This is a genomic window from Parabacteroides sp. AF39-10AC (assembly GCF_003635405.1).
Classification (GTDB): domain Bacteria; phylum Bacteroidota; class Bacteroidia; order Bacteroidales; family Tannerellaceae; genus Parabacteroides; species Parabacteroides distasonis.
The window spans coordinates 1-322 of sequence record NZ_QTLP01000088.1 but is presented as its reverse complement, the minus strand read 5'-3'; the positions used below and the strand labels follow the sequence as shown (position 1 = coordinate 322).

Genomic DNA, 322 nt, shown 5'->3' with positions numbered 1-322 from the left:
TAAAGGAACGCACCAATGCTTTTGAAACAATTGAAGTCATAGCCAAAGATATATGGAGTAGGAATTTAATGCCATGCAATCTGTTGCCTTTTGCTATGGATTCGGGTGGAAACTATTATGCGTTGAACTTGAAGAATAAAAAGATTTACTATTACTTGACTGACGAGTGGGACGAAAACGCTTCAAGAGAATACAACTTTGAAACAAATACTCGTTACATCGCCCAGTCATTCAATTACTTTATAAATCATTTTATCGAAGAAGAGGAATAAAGCGGGCAGATAACAAGCGGATCAATCTCCTTTAATGATGATTATCCACC

General features: G+C 36.3%; 1 protein-coding gene. It reads left to right on the top strand.

Annotated elements, in window-relative coordinates:
- Positions 1 to 272, top strand: a 272-nt coding sequence (locus tag DW033_RS25170; protein ID WP_233554313.1) for an SMI1/KNR4 family protein, incomplete at its 5' end; no start/stop codon positions are given.
- Positions 273 to 322: the final 50 nt, after the last annotated feature.